Origin of the sequence: Microbulbifer magnicolonia (genome assembly GCF_035117725.1) — a bacterium.
In the GTDB taxonomy this organism is placed as follows: domain Bacteria; phylum Pseudomonadota; class Gammaproteobacteria; order Pseudomonadales; family Cellvibrionaceae; genus Microbulbifer; species Microbulbifer magnicolonia.
Window position 1 is genome coordinate 976634 of the sequence record NZ_JAYEFD010000001.1, and the last position, 17866, is coordinate 994499.

The 17866-nt window shown below is 63.1% G+C and carries 15 protein-coding genes; 4 read left to right on the forward strand and 11 right to left on the reverse strand.

The window, feature by feature from the left end:
- Positions 1–148: 148 nt before the first annotated feature.
- On the reverse strand, positions 149–1063 hold the full coding sequence (locus RRF64_RS04285) for a DMT family transporter (RefSeq protein WP_323844585.1): 915 nt from the start codon (positions 1061–1063) through the stop codon (positions 149–151).
- A gap of 62 nt (positions 1064–1125) precedes the next feature.
- Positions 1126–1635 carry an Lrp/AsnC ligand binding domain-containing protein gene (locus RRF64_RS04290; protein WP_323844586.1) on the reverse strand — a complete coding sequence of 170 codons (510 nt, stop codon included), beginning with the start codon at positions 1633–1635 and terminating at the stop codon, positions 1126–1128.
- Positions 1636–1791: 156 nt separating this feature from the next.
- Here RRF64_RS04290 and putA point away from each other — a divergent pair, with 156 nt between their 5' ends.
- Complete coding sequence (putA, locus tag RRF64_RS04295; protein WP_323844587.1) at positions 1792–4950, forward strand: bifunctional proline dehydrogenase/L-glutamate gamma-semialdehyde dehydrogenase PutA; 3159 nt, start codon at positions 1792–1794, stop codon at positions 4948–4950.
- Between the two features lie 395 nt (positions 4951–5345).
- Here putA and RRF64_RS04300 read toward each other — a convergent pair whose 3' ends face one another.
- The 8 genes from RRF64_RS04300 to RRF64_RS04335 all read right to left on the reverse strand — a co-directional run bounded on the left by RRF64_RS04300 (position 5346) and on the right by RRF64_RS04335 (position 11637).
- Positions 5346–5741, reverse strand: coding sequence for a glycine zipper family protein (locus RRF64_RS04300; protein ID WP_323844588.1), 396 nt, complete (start codon positions 5739–5741; stop codon positions 5346–5348).
- Positions 5742–5909: 168 nt separating this feature from the next.
- Entirely contained in the window at positions 5910–6614 is a 705-nt protein-coding gene (locus RRF64_RS04305) for a hypothetical protein (RefSeq protein WP_323844589.1), read from the reverse strand.
- Positions 6607–7122, reverse strand: a complete 516-nt coding sequence (locus tag RRF64_RS04310) for a DUF2878 family protein (protein WP_323844590.1) — start codon at positions 7120–7122, stop codon at positions 6607–6609. Before RRF64_RS04310 ends, RRF64_RS04305 begins: the two co-directional genes overlap by 8 nt.
- A 1-nt stretch (position 7123) precedes the next feature.
- Positions 7124–8401 (reverse strand): cyclopropane-fatty-acyl-phospholipid synthase family protein, encoded by a 1278-nt coding sequence (locus tag RRF64_RS04315; RefSeq protein ID WP_323844591.1) that lies wholly within the window; start codon positions 8399–8401, stop codon positions 7124–7126.
- Positions 8398–9171: a DUF1365 domain-containing protein gene (locus RRF64_RS04320; protein ID WP_323844592.1), complete on the reverse strand. Its 774-nt coding sequence runs from the start codon at positions 9169–9171 to the stop codon at positions 8398–8400. Before RRF64_RS04320 ends, RRF64_RS04315 begins: the two co-directional genes overlap by 4 nt.
- A gap of 10 nt (positions 9172–9181) precedes the next feature.
- Entirely contained in the window at positions 9182–10432 is a 1251-nt protein-coding gene (locus RRF64_RS04325; RefSeq protein ID WP_323844593.1) for an NAD(P)/FAD-dependent oxidoreductase, read from the reverse strand.
- Positions 10432–11208 (reverse strand): SDR family NAD(P)-dependent oxidoreductase, encoded by a 777-nt coding sequence (locus RRF64_RS04330; RefSeq protein WP_323844594.1) that lies wholly within the window; start codon positions 11206–11208, stop codon positions 10432–10434. The genes RRF64_RS04325 and RRF64_RS04330 overlap by 1 nt, the downstream gene beginning before the upstream one ends.
- Before the next feature lie 3 nt (positions 11209–11211).
- The gene (locus tag RRF64_RS04335; RefSeq protein ID WP_323844595.1) at positions 11212–11637 is read right to left on the reverse strand and encodes a nuclear transport factor 2 family protein; all 426 of its coding nucleotides are present in this window, start codon (positions 11635–11637) and stop codon (positions 11212–11214) included.
- Between the two features lie 176 nt (positions 11638–11813).
- Between RRF64_RS04335 and RRF64_RS04340 the strand changes: the two genes are divergently transcribed.
- Positions 11814–12431: a sigma-70 family RNA polymerase sigma factor gene (locus RRF64_RS04340; RefSeq protein ID WP_323844596.1), complete on the forward strand. Its 618-nt coding sequence runs from the start codon at positions 11814–11816 to the stop codon at positions 12429–12431.
- Positions 12432–12438: 7 nt separating this feature from the next.
- Positions 12439–13113 carry a ChrR family anti-sigma-E factor gene (locus tag RRF64_RS04345; protein WP_323844597.1) on the forward strand — a complete coding sequence of 225 codons (675 nt, stop codon included), beginning with the start codon at positions 12439–12441 and terminating at the stop codon, positions 13111–13113.
- A 52-nt stretch (positions 13114–13165) separates the two neighbouring features.
- On the opposite strand, the gene RRF64_RS04350 is transcribed toward RRF64_RS04345, so the two are convergent.
- Positions 13166–16690 carry an indolepyruvate ferredoxin oxidoreductase family protein gene (locus RRF64_RS04350; RefSeq protein WP_323844598.1) on the reverse strand — a complete coding sequence of 1175 codons (3525 nt, stop codon included), beginning with the start codon at positions 16688–16690 and terminating at the stop codon, positions 13166–13168.
- Between the two features lie 457 nt (positions 16691–17147).
- On the opposite strand from RRF64_RS04350, the gene RRF64_RS04355 reads away from it, so the two are divergent.
- Positions 17148–17633 carry an Lrp/AsnC family transcriptional regulator gene (locus RRF64_RS04355; protein WP_323844599.1) on the forward strand — a complete coding sequence of 162 codons (486 nt, stop codon included), beginning with the start codon at positions 17148–17150 and terminating at the stop codon, positions 17631–17633.
- The last annotated feature ends 233 nt before the right edge of the window (positions 17634–17866 follow it).

The window sequence follows — 17866 nt, forward strand, 5'->3', positions numbered from 1 at the left end:
TTCTTTATCGTTTACTCGTTTGCCAAACATATTTGTAGGAGCACATTCGTCGTTCCGGCGCAAGACGGAACCCAGGTGCCACAGCACTGGATACCGGCCTGCGCCGGGATGACGACGACTTTGATATTGGTCGCCAAAAGCGATTTGATCATCGCTTGAATATCAGCCGGCGCAGAATCCCCTGCTGAACTGCGACACCGAGCATAATCAAAACCAGACCGACAATGGTTGCCATTTGAATCTGCTCACCGACCAAAATCGCAATCAATACCAACGATAGCGGCGGGGAGAGATATATCAGGTTACTGATGCGCGCCGTATTGTCGCAGTGCATCAGCGCCGCCTGCCACAGCAGGAAGGCGATGCCCATCTCGAACAGGCCCACATAGATCGGACCGAGCCAACCGGCGGGTGACTGCCACTGGAACTGGTCGCCCTGCACCGCCAGCGCGCCCGCCAGCCACGGCAAACCGCACAGGAAGCTGAGCAGCAGGTTGACCGACGCACTGCCGCCGATGCGCGTGTTCAGCAACCAGAAACAGCACCAGATCAGCGTGCTGAACAGGGCCAGCCCCACGCCCAGCGGCTTCTCGAAGTCCAGCGCCAGCAGATCGCCGCCGGTGGCGATCACCAGCACGCCGCTGTAGCAGATCAGCGCGGCCACCAGATCCTGGGTGCGCAGCTGCTGCTTGAGCACCGGCACCGACAGCAGCGCCAGCAATATGCCCCAAGTGTAATTCAGGGGCAGCACCTGCTGCGCCGGCAGCATGTCGTAGGCGTGAAACAGCACCAGGTAATAAAGGAAGGGATTGCAGAAGCCGAGCGCCAGGAACCAGGGCCAGTGTTGCCGCCAGGTGCCGCGCAGCTCGCTCCAGCGACCCTCGCGAGTAACTACGGCACTCATGACCAGTGTGGACACCAGCGCGGCGATGCTGACCAGCTGCAGCGGCGATACATACTGCAGCGAGAGTTTGAAGGCGCTGGCCACCGTGGACCAGCAGAGTACCGCCGCCAGGGCCAGCAGCACGGCGCGGCGGTTGTCGACCGTCGGAGGATTACCCATAGATCCCTACAGCCATCATTTCCGGGGCTAAGCTTTACAAGAGTTTTGTGCGCCAGCGGGGCTCAGCGCTTGCCGCCTTTGCCCTTGGGCTCGGGGTCCGGCACCGCCACCGCGGTGTCGGTCTTTACCTCCTGAATCACCACGTAGGTGTGGGTCTCACGCACGCCCGGAATGGACGCCAGTTTCTCGCCGAGGAAGCGGCGGTAGCCGAGCATGTCCTTGATGCGGATCTTGATCAGATAGTCGAAACCACCGGCAACCATGTGGCACTCCTGCACTTCTTCCAGGCTGGACACATGCTTGTTGAAGGCCTCCAGGGCCTCGGTGGCGGTATCGGTCAGGGTCACCTGGATATAGACGACCAGGCCGGCGTGCACCTTGAGCGGATCCAGCAGCGCGACATAGTCGCGGATAAAGCCCTCGCGTTCGAGGCGTTTGACCCGCTCCAGGCACGGCGTGGGGCTCAGGTTTACCCGGCGTGCCAGCTCCACGTTCGGCAGGCGCCCGTGGCGCTGCAGGATGCGCAGTATCTGGCGGTCGATACGGTCCAGATCTTCCAACTGTCGAGACATAGCAACATACCCTACTGGTAATCACGCAACGAGGCGTGATATTTAACCACAACAGGCGGCAAAATGGCGATTAATTCTGAGCGGTTTCGCACATAATCCGGTTTTTTATTCTGCCCCCTAAACACAGAATCTGAGTTACAGAGCTTGGGAGACAATATGTCGACAAACGTCGCCGGCCAATTCACCAAAGAGCTGCACAGTGCCCGCCAGCGGGCCCGCGAGTATCTGCACGCCGACGAAAACCAGTGCGTCAGCGAACTGCTGGCCGCCCCGCGCCCCAGCGACACGCTGCGCAAGAAGATACTGCACACGTCGCGAGAGCTGGTGCGCCACTCCCGCCAGCACCGCAGCAAGCGCGGCACTTTGGATGCGTTTCTGCAGCAGTTCGGCCTCTCCAATAAGGAGGGCGTGGCGCTGATGTGCCTGGCGGAGTCCCTGCTCCGTGTTCCGGATGCGGATACTGCCGACAAACTGATCGCCGAGAAAGTGCATTCCGGCAACTGGTCCAGCCATCGTGGCCAGTCCGACTCCCTGTTCGTGAACGCCTCCACCTGGGGCCTGATGCTGACCGGCAGCATCGTCGAGCTGGACCCCGACATCACCGAGAAGCCCTCCCACTGGATGAAGCGCCTGGTCAGCCGCCTCGGCGAGCCGATGGTGCGCACGTCCATGATGCAGGCGATGAAGATCATGGGCGGCCAGTACGTATTGGGCCGCACCATCGAGGAGGCGCTGAAGCGCGGCCCGGCGGAGAACCTGCCCGGCACCCGCTTCTCCTTCGATATGCTCGGCGAGGGCGCCCGCACCATGGCGGACGCCGAGCGCTACTTCGACGCCTATATGATGGCGATCGAGGCGATCGGCAAGGACAACACCAAGCGCGACGTGGTGGAGGCCAACGGCATCTCCATCAAGCTCTCCGCCCTGCACCCGCGCTACAGCGTGCTTCAGCGGGACCGTGTGATGACCGAACTGCTACCGCAGGTGAAGCGCCTGTGCATGGCGGCGGCCAAATACGACATGGGCCTCAACATCGATGCCGAGGAGGCCGAGCGCCTGGACGTGTCCCTGGACATCTTCGAAGCCCTGGCCCGCGACCCGGAGCTGAAGAAGTGGCAGGGTCTCGGTTTCGTGCTGCAGGCCTACCAGAAGCGCGCCCCGCACGTGGCCGACTGGCTGATCGCGCTGGGCCGCGACACCGGCCGCAAGGTCATGGTGCGCCTGGTGAAAGGCGCCTACTGGGACACCGAAATCAAGCACGCCCAGCAGATGGGCCTGTCCGACTACCCGGTGTACACGCGCAAGAGCCACACCGACCTGTCCTACCAGGTGTGCGCGAAGAAACTGCTGGATGCGCGCGACACCATCTTCCCGCAGTTCGCCACCCACAATGCCTACACCGTGGGCCTGATCCTGGAGATGGCCGGCGACAGCAATGACTTCGAGTTCCAGCGCCTGCACGGCATGGGCCACCTGCTCTACGCACAGCTGGAAGCGGTACACGGCAAGCGCGTGCCGGTGCGCGTCTACGCCCCGGTGGGCGCGCACAAGGACCTGCTGCCCTACCTGGTGCGCCGCCTGCTGGAGAATGGCGCCAACAGCTCGTTCGTGAACCGCTTTATGGACGAGAAGACCCCGATTGAAGAACTGGTGCAGGACACCCTCGAACTGAGCGAGAACTGCAACCCCTATCGCCACCCGCAAATTCCGGTACCGGAGGACATCTATATGGGCGCAGAGGCTCTGCCACGGAAAAACTCACACGGCATCGAACTGACCGATCCGCAGGCCGTCGAGCCGCTGCTGGAAGCGGTGGAAAAGATGCGCGGCAAGCACTTCCTAGGCGGTCCGATCGTGGACGGCGTGATGGGCAAGGCAGAGGAACCCGTCGTCAATCCGGCTACTGGAGAGCAGGTGGGCCATACCGCGAATACCGAAAAAGACCTGATCGATCGGGCCTACCAGTCCGCGACCGAAGCGCAGATCGCCTGGGACCGTCTCGGCGGTGACGCGCGCGCGAAGATCCTCGACAAGATCGCCGATCTGTACGAGAAGCACACCAACGACCTGACCGCACTGATCTGCCTGGAGGCCGGCCGCACCCTGAACGACGGCATCAGTGAAGTGCGCGAGGCGGTGGACTTCTGCCGCTACTACGCCAACGGCGCGCGCCAGCATTTCAGCGAACCGACCGAACTGCCGGGCCCGACCGGCGAGGCCAACCAGCTGTACCTGAGCGGCCGTGGCGTCTTCGTCGCCATCAGCCCGTGGAACTTCCCGCTGGCAATCTTCACCGGCCAGGTGGTGGCCGCACTGGCGGCGGGCAACGCGGTGCTGGCGAAGCCGGCCGAGCAGACGCCGCTGATCGCCGCGCGCGCCATCCAGCTGATGCACGAAGCCGGAGTACCCAACAAGGTACTGCACCTGATCACCGGCACCGGCGCCGCCGTGGGCAAACCGCTGATCGAGGATCCGCGCCTTTCCGGTGTGGTCTTCACCGGTTCCACCGAGACCGCGCGCCTGATCAACCAGCAGCTGGCGGCGAAGGAAGGTCCGATCACGCCGCTGATCGCCGAGACCGGCGGCCAGAACGTCATGATCGTCGACTCCACCGCCCTGCCGGAGCAGGTGGTGGACGATGTCATCCAGTCCGCCTTCCTCAGCGCCGGCCAGCGCTGTTCTGCCCTGCGCATCCTGTGCGTGCAGGACGTGATTGCGGACAACCTGCTGAACATGCTCAAGGGCGCCTGCGACGAATTGACCCTGGGCGATCCGTCTGCGCTTTCAACCGATATCGGCCCGGTGATCGACGAGAAGGCCCTGGGCATGCTGGAGGCCCACCGCGAGCGCATGCAGAAGGAAGCCAAGCCGCTGTTCGCGTTCGACGAGAGCAAGAAGCCGGCCGCGGGCACTTTCTTCGGCCCGCAGGTGGTAGAGATCGAGGATCTGTCCCTGCTCAAGCGCGAAGTGTTCGGTCCCTTCCTGCACGTGGTGCGCTTCAAAGCAGAAGAACTGGAAGACGTGATTCGCCGTATCAACGCCACCGGCTACGGCCTGACCTTCGGCCTGCACTCGCGCATCGAGGGCCGCGCCAATGCGGTGTTCAAGCGCGTGAACGTCGGCAACTGCTACGTGAACCGGGATATGGTGGGCGCGGTCGTGGGTGTAAACCCCTTCGGCGGCCAGGGCCTGTCCGGCACCGGCCCGAAGGCCGGCGGCCCGCACTACCTGTTCCGCTTCGCCAACGAGAAGACCAAGACGGTCAACGTGGTGGCCACCGGCGGCAACACTCAGCTGTTTACCCTGGGGCAGTAAGCCCCCCTGGGACAAATCGGCAGGATTGCCGATTTGGGCAGCTTAAGCTGGCCGTAAGGCCGAGCGCCATGGAAGGCGCGAGTCACCGCCGAGCTCCAGCTCGGCCTGCGGGCCGAAGGCCCGCTCATCAGATCTGCAGGGGCGAACCGTCTGGTTCGCCCCTTTTTTGTACCCGAAATACCCTCTGTAGGAGCGGCGGGGCCGGCCGGCGGCCCGCATGCCGAGCTGGGGCTCGGCGCTCCCGGCGATCGCGGCCAGCGGCCGCTCCTGTCATTATTTCCACCTTTTCAGGCGCCAAAAAAAAGCCGGGAATTTCCCGGCTCAATATAAGTCCTGTGAGATTGCCGTATTGCAACGGATTTAATGCTCTTTTGACCCTGCCGATCAAAAAAAGATCAATTCAGCACGCGATATCCGCGACCGCGCAGACAGTTTCTGACGATATAGCTCTCCTCGGCACTGGCGCTGCCGACACCGGAAACGCCGCCCACCAGCGCTCCGCTGGCCGCGCCGGCCGCGGCCGCCCTGCTGGTATCGCCGATAATCGCGCCCAGCGCGCCGCCCAACAGGGCGCCGCCGGCGGCGCGGGTCGCGCCGCGGCGCCCGGCATCCGCCCTGGCGATGCTGGCTGTGGCGCGACAGTCCGCCAGATCCGCCTGGTACTGGCTCATGTTTACGCCCTGCGTATCAATGACAACGCTACCGGCGCCGGGCACCTGCTCCCGCTGCGTTGCACAGCCGAATGTCAGCACTACGCCCAGGCCCATCGCTGCTACAGCTCCAAACTTCATCGGATGCTCCTCTCAAGCTCAAGCAAACTCAAGCCGACACAGCGCAGGCAGACCGCGCGCCACATATGTCGCTTAGTTCTTCTTTAGGTTTAGCTGTTGGTAGAAGGGCGCGCCAGCCGGGCGCCGAGAAAATTCCGACTTTTTAGTCAGATGAAAGGCAGGAAATGGCTACTGGTAGCGATAGTCAATCTGCAGCCGCTGGTTCTGCCCGCGTCCGTCGAGCAGATTGACCACGCCCTCGAAGAATTGCAGGCGCCGCGTGTCAGCGCCGTATTCCAGATAGAGGTCACCGGCGAACAGGCGCAACAGCGGTTGTGCCAGGTCCACACTAAAGCAAATGTCGCGCGCAGCCTCGCCGCGGCAATCGACCTTGCGCGCACGCAGGCCGATTACACGACCGTGTACCGGCGAGGCAAAGTTGAAGTCCAACCGGCGGCCGGACAGCAGCTCCCGCCAGTTCTGGCGCACGAAGGCGTCAAAGCCGGCGTCGATCACATCGATGTCGCTTTGCCCGACCAGCGCGCTCTCCCAGTCGGCGGAGCCCGAAGCCCGATAGCGTAACTCCCACCGGTTGCCCCGGCGGCGCACCGCCCGCTCCTCGCCCAGCCGGTGGTCGCGCTGCAACATCTCGGGCTTTGGATTGTTGCGCGGCAGGTCTGCCCCCCTGGTAAACAGTGTTTTCTCGGCGATCCGATACCCTGCAGGACTGTAATAGAGCACCCGGGTGCGGTCATTCTCAGTAGGCAGGTAATACTCGCAGTACGCGAGCTTACCTGTGCGCGGATCCCGTGCCAGGCCGACAACTTGTGCCTCCCCTTCGTAACCACAGAGAGCAACCGTATTCAGGGCCGCGGCGGCAAGCAGGCTAAGCATAGCTGGCCTCGGTAAAGATCCTCCGGCGTGCGAGCCAGGTCGTGAATGGCAGAAACAGGGCCCAGATTATTACGAGGACAACCACCGGAAGGATCACCGGCTGCTGAAATTCGACCGTCCCGTTCAGCCAGGCACCGGTCCAGTAGCTGAATGGACCAAACACGCCCCCGAGTACGGCGGCCAGCGCGGCACTCTTTTGCAGGAAGAACATGCTGTAGCGCAGGGCGGTGGCGAAGTTGACCCACAGCAACAGCAGCCAGGGCGGCGGAAACGGGGAACCGTTGTCATTGCGCAGCAGGCCGCTGGAGAACACCGCGGTATCTATGGTTGCGCCGCAACACCAGATCACCAGTATCCAGAGCCATTCGTTCGGTTTGTTCGCGACAAAACGCAGGTGAATAAACAGGTTCGCCAGCGTGAAAACGGCGATCACCGCCACGCTGTCGACCAGCACACACAGCGGCCAGGCGATATCAAACAGCAGCGCATTGGCGGCAAATCGCCACATATCAGACAGCGGCGGCTCTGCACCGCGGTTTGGCAAAGACAAACTGGGCCGTGCTGATCACCCGCTCCAGGAAGCCGCCCTCGCAGTAACAGAGATAGAAATCCCACATGCGGATAAAGCGCTCGTCGAAACCCTGTGCCCGCACCTGCCCTATTTCCGCAAAGAAGCCATCGCGCCAGGCGCGCAGGGTACGTGCGTAATGTGCGGTGATGTCCTCGAGGCCGACGATCTGCATATCTGTGTCATCGGCAATATGATTGGCGACCACCTGGTTGGACGGCAGACAGCCACCGGGGAAGATATAGCGCTGGATAAAATCCACCTGCTTGCGATAGCTGTGGTAGCGCTGGTCCGGCATGGTGATTGCCTGCATCACCATCAGGCCATCGACTTTCAGCAGGCGACTGCAGCGGGAGAAGAACTCGGCGTAGTACTCGTGCCCGACGGCCTCGACCATCTCGATCGATACCAGCTTGTCGTACTGCCCGGTGAGATCGCGGTAATCCTGCAGCAACAGCGTGATGCGATCCTGCAGGCCTTCCCGCTCCACCCACTGCTTCGCGTATTCATACTGCTCGCGGGAAATGGTGGTCGTCGTCACCCGGCATCCATAATGTTTCGCCGCATACACCGCCATACCGCCCCAGCCGGTACCTATCTCGAGCAGGTGATCGGACGGCTGCAGCTGCAGTTTGCGGCAGATCTGCTCCACCTTGTATCGCGATGCCTCGTGCAGGCTGGCATCCTCTCGCGGGAACACCGCCGACGAATAGAGCATGGTCCTGTCGAGAAACAGGCGGAAAAAATCGTTGCCGAGGTCGTAGTGGGCGGCGATATTCTTGCGCGAGCCACTGCGGCTGTTGTTGTTCAGGCGGTGCAGCACGCGCAGGACGGCCTTGTGTAGAAAGCTCCAGCGGGAATCCATGTTTTCCAGCAGCGGCATGTTGTTCACCATCAGGCGAATCACGTTCACCAGTTGCGGTGAACTCCAGGCGCCCTGCATATAGGCCTCACCGGAACCGATGGTGCCGTTCAGCAGCACCTGCACATAGGTGCTGTCGTCGTGCACAGTGATCTGTGCGCAGATGGCGGCCTGGTCGGCGGGCTGGCCGAACGTCAGCCGTTCGCCGTTTTCCTCCACCACCAGGTGTCCGCGCTCGATAGCGCCGAGCTTGCCCAGCACCAGCTTGCGTGCGAGTCGCGCCAGCCAGCTTTGCTGCCCGCCGGCTTTTGCTTCCCTGACCAAACGCGCCTGGACCGCGCTGTCGAATGACTTCATCGTCGCTTGTCTCCTACCCGAACTTCAGCGCCGCGACCTGGATGCGGAAATACAGGGACGCGCTTGAACCACAATTTGAGAGCCTGCCAGTAAATGGCACCTAGCACTTTTACGGTCATCAATGGATAGCGGATCAGTATTCCGTTGAGCGAGCGGGCGCTTATTTCCTGGCGGTGCAGACTCAGCGTCGCATCAAAGACCCGCTCGCCGCCGTCGCTGGACTGCAAAAAAGCCGATAGCCGCCGTCCCGGCGTCGCACTGCGCCAGCGATAGCCCTGCGCCATCGGCATAAACGGGGACACGTGAAAATTCTTGGCAAAGGCGGCCTTCTGCACCGCCGCTTCAGCGCGGCAATCCAGCAGGTAGCTGTGGCGCTCGTTCCACGGCGTGTTGTGCACATCCAGCAACAGCCAGCGCACCCGCGTGCCCGTGCGGTCGAAGCAGTAGTAGATGCTGATCGGGTTCATGTTGCAGCCAAAGTAACGCCAGTTCGCCAACAGGCGGATCGGACCATCCGGTCGTTCACCGCCGGCTTGCGCGACGCGGCGCCGCACCGCTTCATCGAGACTGAGCGCCGGATCGCCGAAGAAATCCGCACGCCGGAAGCGCGCCGGCGCCCAGCGTCGCTGCGACCAGAACGCCGACTGTGAACAGACGTCATCCAGTTCGGCAAGATCCAGGTACACCATAAAGACCCGATAGCGAAACTGGTGCGAGCGCGGCGAGTAACGCCGGTGCTGCACCCAGCCCGTATAGATGGCGCTCTCCACTACTGCATCCTCACCATTTCACCCCGAGCCCTTCCGCCACGCGCAGGGCACTGTTGACACCATCTTCGTGAAAGCCGTTGGCCCAGTAGGCACCACAGAACCAGGTGCGGTTGGCCCCGTTTATTCTGGCCCACTGTTCCTGCGCGCGCGTGCCGGCGACGGAGAATTGCGGATGGGCATATTCGAAGCGCTGCAGAATCTTGTCCGGATCGATGCGCTGCTCTGCGTTCAGAGTCACGCAGTAGGTCTTGTCGCTTCGAAGCCCCTGCAGGATGTTCATGTTGTAGGTGAGCACCGGCAGCTGGTCGTGCTCCTCGCGCAGGCGGTAATTCCAGCTCGACCAGCTGCGCCGGTGGCGCGGCAGCAGATTCGTGTCGGTGTGCAGCACGACGGAATTGCTCGCATAGGGGATGGCACCGAGAATGTTCCGTTCGGCGTCGCTGGCATCGGCGAGACACCGCAACGCCTGATCCGAATGGCAGGCGAAGACCACCTCATCGAACAGCTGCCGCTCGCCACCGACGGTGCACAGTTCCACGCCATCGGCCAGGCGCAGCACCGATTGCACCGGCGTCGCCAGACGGATGCTGTCGGCAAACGATCGGGTCAGTGGACCTATGTATTGCCGCGAACCGCCGCGGATCACACGCCACTGCGGCCGATTGAAGATATTGAGCAGACCGTGATTGACAAAGAAACGCACGAAGAAGCTCACCGAAAATTCGAGCATCTGCGCCATGCTCGCCGACCAGATCGCCGACCCCATCGGCACCAGATAGCGGTTGGCGAATTCCGCCGAGTAGCCATTGGCCGGCAGGTATTCGCCGAGGGTCAGTCCGCCATCGAGCCTGCCCGCCTGCCAGTCTTTCAGCGCATTGCGGTTGAAGCGCACTATGTCCCACAGCATGCGCCAGTGTCCCGCGCTGACCAGGTTGGCGCGCTGCGCGAACAGGCTGTTGAGATTGTTGCCGGCGTATTCGAAGCCCTGCTTGTCGCAGCGCACACTGAAACCCATCGACGTGGGCTGGGATTCGACCCCCAGCTCGCGCATCAGGCGAATGAAATTGGGGTAGGTCCAGTCGTTGTAGACGATGAAGCCGGTGTCGACGGCGAGCGTGCGACCGCCCTCTTCCACGTCCACCGTGGCGGTATGACCGCCAAGCCGGTCCGCGGCCTCGAACAGCGTAATGTCGTGTTTGCGGTTGAGCAGATACGCAGCGGTCAGTCCGGAAATGCCGCTGCCGATAATCGCGATGCGCATCAGGTTTTCCTTATAGAGCGAACTCTGGTCATTCTGGGCGCACAGTAGCGAAACCAGAGCGGACGAAAAAAGCCGAGAAACCGCAGCGGCCAGCTGAGACGGCGCGGAAAGTCGATGGTGTGCCTGCGGGAAGCCAGCCCCCGCTCGATGCACCCGGCCGCCTGTTCGGCGCTCATCAGGAACGGCATATCGAAATCGTTGCGCTCGGTGAGCGGGGTGTCGATAAAGCCCGGCCGGATATGCACCACCCGCAGGCTGGTGCGGCAGGCGTCGGCCCGCACGGCATCGAGGAAGTAGCCCAGCGCCGCCTTGGACGCGCCGTAGGCCTCGGCGCGGGGAAAGCCGACCACCGATGAGAGGCTGCCCACCGCGGCAAACACCGGCGCCCGGCTGTTGGCGAGCAGCGGCAGGGCGCAGCGCAGGGTATTCACGACGCCGAAATAGTTGGCATCGAAAACCCGCCGGTAGCTCGCGGTATCCAGCTGCAGGTTGTCGTCGTACTCGCAGGTTCCCGCACAGGCGATCACCATATCCAGGTGGTCGGTCATCTCCGCCAGGCGCGCGGCGGCGCGCGCCATTTGTTCGTCATCGCCGACGTCGCAGTCCAGGATACGGATGCGCCTGGGGGAAGACTGCTGGAGTTCGGCCAGCGCGTCGCGGCCGCGGCTGCTGGCAATCACGAAGTTGTTCTGCTCCGCCAGTCGCAGCGCCAGGGCGCGGCCAATTCCAGAGCTGGCCCCGGTCACCCAGATGGTCTTGTCTCGTATCGATGCCATCGCTCAGCCCCCGGCCAGACGGGATTTGACGCCGCGCACGAGCGCGCCGAGCAGCGGCACCCGCTCGTAGACCATGGCGCCCAGATCGTAAAAATCCTCCTGGTAGTACACCTTGTCGGCGAAGCGCAGCAGGCTGCAGCCCCGCAGGCTGAGCGGGCGACCGCCGTTCAGGGAGCGGTGGGCGTAGTGCATATGCCACGGCAGACAGGCGCTGTGGTCGGCCACAGAGGCATCGTCGAACTCGAAGCGGCATTCCAGCAGTCCCGAGCGCATCGCGGCGAAGTAGCGTTGCAGTGCCGGCAGACCCTCGATCCGGTGGAGCGGATCACGGAAGATCACGTCCTCCCGGTAGAGCCGCGCCAGCTGCACCGGGTCCCCGGCGAGATAGTCGCTGTAGTACTGCTGCAGGTCCTGTATCAGCCCGCTCATGTCCTATTCCATTCTTGAACTGAACTGCCAACTCATACGCCAGCGACGACGGAGCGGATCACAACAGGATTGCGCTGCACCACCAATGGCGGGCACCACAATCTTTTTCTGCGGCAGAGATCCAATCCTTTTTCTCGAGCGTAGTAGGGTTCGACAAGCAGTGAAAGATCGCTAAGATGGCGCAGATAACCCACCTCAACAGCGGCGGAAAAAGAGTGCAGGCCCCCGAGAGTCGCGACGATGACTGGAGCGAACTGTTAACGCAGATCGGCGCACAGCGCGACCGGGCCGCGTTCGAGCGGCTGTTTCACCATTTCGCCCCGCTGATCAAGGGCTTCCACCACAGCCGCAACACCCAGGCTTTCAGTGCCGAAGCGGCGGATGAGCTGGTGCAGGAGGTGATGTTCCGGGTCTGGCGCAAAGCGCCCAGTTTCGATGCCCGCAAGGCGTCGGCGAGCACCTGGATCTACACCATCATGCGCAACTGCCGCATTGATATGCTGCGCCGCAACCGCCACCGGCAGCACGAGGATGGCGGCGTCGAGGTGGACGATATCTGGGATGAGTCACCGGAAAGCCAGCCGTTGCTGTTCCTGCAACACAGGCGCAACGAGCGCGATATCGCCGCGGGCCTGCGCGCCCTGCCGGCGGAGCAGAGCCACGTACTGGAAAAGGCCTACATGGAGGGCAAGTCGCAAAGTGAGATTGCTGCGGAACTCGGCCTGCCACTGGGTACGGTCAAATCCCGGGTGCGGCTGGCATTGAAGAAGTTACAAGCGATATTGAGCAGGTAGTCACAGCATGATTCGCCACCATCCAGAAAACAATCTGCTGTTGGAGTACGCCGCGGGCAGCCTGCCCTGGGCGCTGAGCCTGGTGGTTGCCGCCCACGTACAGCTGTGCCCCCAGTGCCGCTCGCAGTACCAGACCATGAACCGGGTCGGCGGCTCCCTGCTCCAGGACAGCGAACCGCAGCCGCTGCCGGCGGATGCCCTGCAGCGCCTGATGGGGCGCATCGATAAGGAAGAACAGGGTACGGCCATTGCCGCAGTCGCCGAGCCGCGCGACGTCGGCGATCCGGTCTTCGCCGGGCTGCCGCGGGTTATCCGCAAGCTGGTGGACGGTAATGCGCCTATGAAATGGAAGCGTGTAACGCCGGCGCTCAGAATGTCGCGCCTGCAAACCGGACAGGACCACCACGAGGTCGCCTTTCACCGTATCTGCAGCGGCGGCAAGGTGGCCGAACACGACCACCGCGGCCGCGAGATCACGCTGGTGCTCTACGGCAGCTTCTCGGATAAGGACGGTATCTACAGTGCGGGGGATTTCCTGGTGCGCGAACCCGGTGAAGTCCACCGTCCCATCGCCACTCAGGACCAGGAGTGTCTGTGCTTCTCGGTAGTGGAAGCGCCGGTGGCGGTCACCGGGCTGCTGGGCTGGCTGATCAACCCGTTTCTGTCGTTCCGGCCCGGTTGAGCGTCGGCGGTGCAGATGGCGGCGCAAGGTGCCACCGCCATCTGCCGCACTGTCAACGCGCGGCCAGCGCCTCCGCTTGCGCGTCGTCGCGTGCAAACAGATTCAGCAGTACATTCCAGCGCCCGTGCACCTGCTCGAACTTCTGCTCGCGCACATGGCCGTAGCCGCGCACCTGCAGCGGCAGCTCCAACAGCTCCCGGGCAGCAGCCATATTGTCTGCACTCAGCTGCGCCGCAACTGCGCTGACCGCCCGCTCCACCTGGCGCGCCCAGCTGCGCTCGGCGCGCCGCTCCCGCGTATAGCCGAACACATCCAGCACGGTGCCGCGCAGCACCTTGCCCCTGGCCAGCAGCGGCATCAGCTTGCCCATCCAGGGGCCGAACTGCATCTTGCGCACGCGACCGCTGCTATCCGGCCGAGCGATCACCGGCGGCGCCATATGGAATTTGAGCTTGTAGTTGCCGGTAAAGGTCTCGCGCAGCTGACGTTGGAAATCCTCGCCGCTGTAGAGGCGCGCCACCTCGTACTCGTCCTTGTAGGCCATGGCCTTGTACAGGCTGCTGGCGGCGATACGGGTCAGGCTGCCGTCAGAGCGCGACAGCAGTTTCTCCGCCGCATGCAGTCGCTCGATGGCGCGGGTAAAACAGCGCGCGTAACCGGCACTCTGATACTCGGTCAGCTCCGCGGCCAGTCGCGCGATCAGCTGCTCGACCGTCTCCTGCGGCTGCACCAGCTTGACCGGCTGCGCCGGCACTGCCAGCTGCTCCACCGTCTTCGGATTCACCGCCAGCAGGCGGCCCGCGCGGAAGGCGCGCAGGTTGTTCTCCACGGCGACGCCGTTCAGTTCGATGGCGCGCTCCAGCGCCGCCTGGCCGATCGGCAGCAGGCCTTTCTGGCAGGCGTAGCCCATGATCATCAGGTTGCTGGCGACGGTGTCGCCAAACAGGGCCTGGGCGTATTTGTTCGCATCGAAGGCGAAATACTCCGCGCACAGCGACTCGATGCTCTGCTGGGTCGCGTCGGCCGGGAACGCCAGTTCCCCTCCCTGTGAAAGGTCGCGAATAAACGCGGCCACCGGCACTTCGGCGGTGTTGATCAGCGCGCGCATCCTGCCCTCGGCAAATTTCGGCCGCTGGCCCGCCGCGGTCACCATATCGCAGCCGAGCAGCAGCTCCGCCGCGCCATCGCGGATACGTGCGGTGGTGATGCTCTCCGGGCGCGCGCCCACTTTTACGTGCGCCACCACGGCGCCGTTCTTCTGCGACAGGCCGGTGAAGTAGAGCGTGGTACTGCCCTTCTCCTCCAGGTGCGCGGCCATGCCCAGCAGCGCGGCCACAGTCAGCACACCGCTGCCGCCGATACCGGCGACGAGAATGCTGAGCGGCTGGTCGAGGCTCGCCATCGGCGCCGCCGGCAGTCCGGCGATGGCCACGTCGAGGGAATCGGCCAGTGACTGCACCGGCGGCTTCTTCAATTCACCGCCCTCGACGCTGACGAAGCTCGGGCAGAAACCATCGGCGCAGCGCATGTCCTTGTTACAGCTGGACTGATTCACCTGGCGCTTGCGGCCAAACTGCGTTTCGAGCGGCTCCACCGCGATACAGCTGGACTGCACACTGCAGTCGCCACAGCCCTCGCAGACGCGGTGGTTGATCAGCAGCCGGGTGGCCGGATCGGGCATCAGCTTCTTCTTGCGGCGGCGGCGCTTTTCGGCGGCGCACACCTGCTCGTAGATGATCGCCGTCACGCCGGCGGTTTCGCGCAGGCGGCGCTGCACCGCGTCCAGTTCCGAGCGCGGCAGTATCTCGACCGCGGCCGGCAGCTGGCTGCGGTGCTTCAGCCAGTGATCCGGGTTCTCGCTCAGCAGGATCACCTCGCGCACCCCTTCGGCCAGCAGCTGCGCCGCCAGGCTCGGTGCGGTGACCTCGCCGTCGGCGGGCTGGCCGCCGGTCATGGCCACGGCGTCATTGAGCAGTATTTTGTAGGTGATATTGACCTTGCTCGCGACCGCCTGGCGGATCGCCAGCAGGCCCGAGTGGTTGTAGGTACCGTCGCCCATGTTCTGGAAAATATGGCCGGCAGTGGAGAAGCGGTGCAGGCCGACCCAGTGCGCGCCCTCGCCGCCCATATGGGAGTAGGTGTCGGTGCGCAGGCCCTTGCCCAGGGCCATGATATGGCAGCCGATACCGGCGCTGCCGAGGCTGCCCTCGGGCAGCTTGGTGGAGGTGTTGTGCGGGCAGCCGGCACAGAATATCGGTTCGCGCGCCAGCAGGCCGCTGGCTTTGGCCGGCACATTGCCGCCCAGCTTTTCCGCCAGCGGTGCGATCTTGGCCGCCAGCTCGGTATCGGCCAGCCAGCGCGCGATGGCCTTGGCCACCCGGTCCGGGCCGAAGCCCCAGATGGCCGGCAGCAGGTCGGTGCCGTCCAGGTCCTTCTTGCCGACCACCTTCGGGCGCTTGCTGTCGGCCCAACCGTAGAGCAGTTTCTTCAACTGGTCTTCCACCAGCGGGCGCTTCTCTTCCACGACCAGCAATCTTTCCATGCCGTCGGCGAACTCGCTCATGCCGCGCGGTTCCAGCGGCCAGCTCATGGCCACCTTGTAGACGGAGATACCCGCGTCGTGCAGGTCGCGCTCGGACAGGTTCAGCAGCTCCAGCGCCTCCAGCAGGTCGCCGTGGGCCTTGCCCACGGTGACGATACCGAAACGCTTCTGCGGCGCCTCGACGACAGTCTTGTCCAGTTTGTTGGCATAGGCGAAGGCCTGCGCCGCCGGCAGTCGCTCTTCCAGCATGCGCCGCTCGTATTCGAGGCGCTCCGCGGGCCAGTTCAGGTGCGGGTCGTAGTTGAGGCCGTGGGCCGGAAGCGGGAAGTCCGCCGGCAGGATGAACTGCGGCAGCTGCGGCACCACCAGGGAGGCGCCCGCCTCGACGGTCTCGGTGATCGTCTTGAAGCCGACCCACAGGCCAGAGAAGCGCGACAGCGCGATGCCGGCGAGGCCCAGCGTCAGGTATTCGTCGATGGTGGCCGGGAACAGCAGCGGCATCATCACCGACTCGAAGATCTGGTCGGTGTTGTGGGAGAACATCGAGGACTCGGCGGTGTGATCGTCACCGCACAGGGCCAGTACGCCGCCCAGCTTGGAGGTGCCCTGGACATTTGCCTGGCGGAAGACGTCGGCACTGCGGTCCACACCGTGCCCCTTGCCGTACCAGATGGCAAAGACACCCTCTTTGGTAGCCTGCGCCCGGTAGTGGTCGAGCAGCTGGGTGCCCCAGATATTGGTCGCGCCCAGGTCCTCGTTGATACCCGGCTCGAAATGGATATCCCGCTCGGCCAGCAGCTTCTTGTGTCGCCACAGGGCCTGGTCATAGCCGCCCAGCGGCGAGCCGCGGTAGCCGGAAATGAAGCCGGCGGTGTTGAGCCCGGCGCGCTCGTCCAGGCGCTTCTGCATGATGGGCAGTCGCACCAGCGCATCGATACCGGTCAGAAACACGCGTCCCGCATCGCGGGTAAACGCGGCCTTCAGGGAATATTCGCGATCGAAGCCCAGCTCCTGATCGCTTTCGACCATCGCCATGGGTACTACCTCACCAGCTAAATCGTTTTTGGTTTCTTATTGGTCGGTAAAATTACCACCGCGCGGCGAAGCAGGTCATACCAAAATAGGCCCCCTTAGGGCATAATGCCGGCACAAGTCACCAAAGACTGACCAGCACTGGCAATAAATCACTCAATTCGCAGCAATTTCGGGAATGCAAGTCAAAGGCGACTGACGCCCCATTCCCCGATTGCGCGAGGTTCCGGCGAGCCCGTTCCAGGGAACCAGCAGGCTGTTGTAAAACAGCCTGCCAGGCGGGGCCAGAGACGGCCCGGCCGCAAATCAAGCGCGTAAGTGCTTGATTTGTCGCGGAGGGTTTGCGGACATGCGCCGCAAACCCGGGTTGAAAAAGGCCGCGATGGCCTTTTTCAACAACCTGCTAGAGTTAGCCGGGAGCCTGGTGCATCCACCTAATGACGAGAAACGGACGAGCACAATGGCCTATTTACTGGACGCCATCGACAAAAAAATCCTGGAAATTCTGCAGCAGGACGCCACCATCCCCAATATCGAGCTGGCGGAGAAAGTCTGCCTGTCTCCCTCCCCCTGCTCCCGCCGGGTGAAAAACCTGCACGAACAGGGCTTTATCAAACGCGCGGTCACCCTGCTGGAGCCGGAGAAAGTCGGCCTGCCGGTGAGTGTGTTTATTCAGGTAACCCTGAACCACCAGGTGAAGAAAGAGCTGCAGGATTTCGAAGCGGTGATCGGCCAGTGGCCGGAGGTGATGGAGTGCTACCTGATGACCGGCGACTTCGACTACCTGCTGCGGGTGGTGGTGCCGAACCTGCAGGCCTACCAGGAATTCCTCGACAAGAAGCTCACCGAGCTGCCGGGCATCGATCATATCAAGAGCAGCTTTTCCCTGAAGCAGGTGCGCTATCGCACCGAATTGCCGCTGGATCAGTTGCTGGAAAAAGGCTAAGTAGTGCTGGGACCTTGGCTTCTGGGAGGCGCGGTGATGGCCTTCGGGAAGAAACCTGATCGGTAAATATTTCCCGAAGGGCCTTCACCGCGCCACCAACCTTCATCGCATTTTCCGAAAAGGAAGTAACCGCCGGTCGCATCACCAAAAGCACAGCGGCGGCCACCCGGCAAATATTTACCGGTCAGGTTTTTTGCCGGGTGGCCGCAGCTGCGCCCTCTTGCTACGAAGTG

Coding starts and splice junctions, on each gene's coding strand:
- RRF64_RS04285 (WP_323844585.1), bottom strand. CDS start 1,063: ATGGGTAATCCTCCGACGGTCGACAACCGCCGCGCCGTGCTGCTGGCC.
- RRF64_RS04290 (WP_323844586.1), bottom strand. CDS start 1,635: ATGTCTCGACAGTTGGAAGATCTGGACCGTATCGACCGCCAGATACTG.
- putA (WP_323844587.1), top strand. CDS start 1,792: ATGTCGACAAACGTCGCCGGCCAATTCACCAAAGAGCTGCACAGTGCC.
- RRF64_RS04300 (WP_323844588.1), bottom strand. CDS start 5,741: ATGAAGTTTGGAGCTGTAGCAGCGATGGGCCTGGGCGTAGTGCTGACA.
- RRF64_RS04305 (WP_323844589.1), bottom strand. CDS start 6,614: ATGCTTAGCCTGCTTGCCGCCGCGGCCCTGAATACGGTTGCTCTCTGT.
- RRF64_RS04310 (WP_323844590.1), bottom strand. CDS start 7,122: ATGTGGCGATTTGCCGCCAATGCGCTGCTGTTTGATATCGCCTGGCCG.
- RRF64_RS04315 (WP_323844591.1), bottom strand. CDS start 8,401: ATGAAGTCATTCGACAGCGCGGTCCAGGCGCGTTTGGTCAGGGAAGCA.
- RRF64_RS04325 (WP_323844593.1), bottom strand. CDS start 10,432: ATGCGCATCGCGATTATCGGCAGCGGCATTTCCGGACTGACCGCTGCG.
- RRF64_RS04330 (WP_323844594.1), bottom strand. CDS start 11,208: ATGGCATCGATACGAGACAAGACCATCTGGGTGACCGGGGCCAGCTCT.
- RRF64_RS04335 (WP_323844595.1), bottom strand. CDS start 11,637: ATGAGCGGGCTGATACAGGACCTGCAGCAGTACTACAGCGACTATCTC.
- RRF64_RS04340 (WP_323844596.1), top strand. CDS start 11,814: ATGGCGCAGATAACCCACCTCAACAGCGGCGGAAAAAGAGTGCAGGCC.
- RRF64_RS04345 (WP_323844597.1), top strand. CDS start 12,439: ATGATTCGCCACCATCCAGAAAACAATCTGCTGTTGGAGTACGCCGCG.
- RRF64_RS04350 (WP_323844598.1), bottom strand. CDS start 16,690: ATGGCGATGGTCGAAAGCGATCAGGAGCTGGGCTTCGATCGCGAATAT.
- RRF64_RS04355 (WP_323844599.1), top strand. CDS start 17,148: ATGGCCTATTTACTGGACGCCATCGACAAAAAAATCCTGGAAATTCTG.